The organism is Pseudoflavonifractor capillosus (assembly GCF_016899775.1).
Taxonomy (GTDB): Bacteria; Bacillota; Clostridia; order Oscillospirales; family Oscillospiraceae; genus Lawsonibacter.
Genome location: NZ_JACJJE010000147.1, coordinates 1 through 693, shown reverse-complemented (window position 1 = coordinate 693; position 693 = coordinate 1). Strand labels below are relative to the sequence as shown.

At 59.2% G+C, this 693-nt stretch carries 1 protein-coding gene; it reads right to left on the bottom strand.

Annotated elements, in window-relative coordinates:
* The coding region (locus H6B31_RS16735; RefSeq protein WP_243419122.1) for a relaxase/mobilization nuclease domain-containing protein at positions 1-693 on the bottom strand (693 nt) is incomplete at both ends.

Below are 693 nucleotides of genomic sequence, written 5' to 3'. Positions count from 1 at the left end.
TCCTCGAATGAGGTCGCCGCAGACAGCGCGGCGCGTATGGTCTGCCGCAGCTTCTCCTTGTTCGTTTCAAACTTGGTCTGCCGGGGCGTGATACCGCCTGCAATCATGGGGGCGTTCTGCTTATCCAGCGCGGCCTGTCCCTTTTTCTGCGCCCAATACTCCCGGTCGGTCACGCGGTTCTTGCTGCCGTTCAAGAGGTCGATTTGGTAAAGCCCCTCCCGGTGGCACATCTCCATGACTTCGGACTTGAAGTAGCGCAAGGCCGCGTCGGTACAGCGGTGCTTGCAACCGGCTTTCGTGTCGGCTGGCCTGTCCATGTAGGGCAGGAACGGCACCTCCTCTATCCGCAGCGAATTGATAACGATATGCACATGAATGTTGCCGCTGTGGTTATGCCCGTCCGGGTGGGTGCATACAAGGGCTTGGTGGCCGGGGAAATGCTCGGCGCAAAACTTCTCGCCCAACTCCTGCGCCCGGTCTACGGTCAAGCCATTGTCTGGCCCGTCCCGTGGGTCAAAGCTGATGATATAGTGGTGGCTTTTCACATCTTCCCGCCGCTGATTCTTCCCATAGCGGAGATTTGCCCGCATACAGGCAACGGCAAAATCCTCCCCGCCGCAGTTCAGCGTGGACAGCCGGTAGTCCTCGCGGGGGATAAGCCTGCCGGTTTCATCAAGGACAGGCTTCATGGTA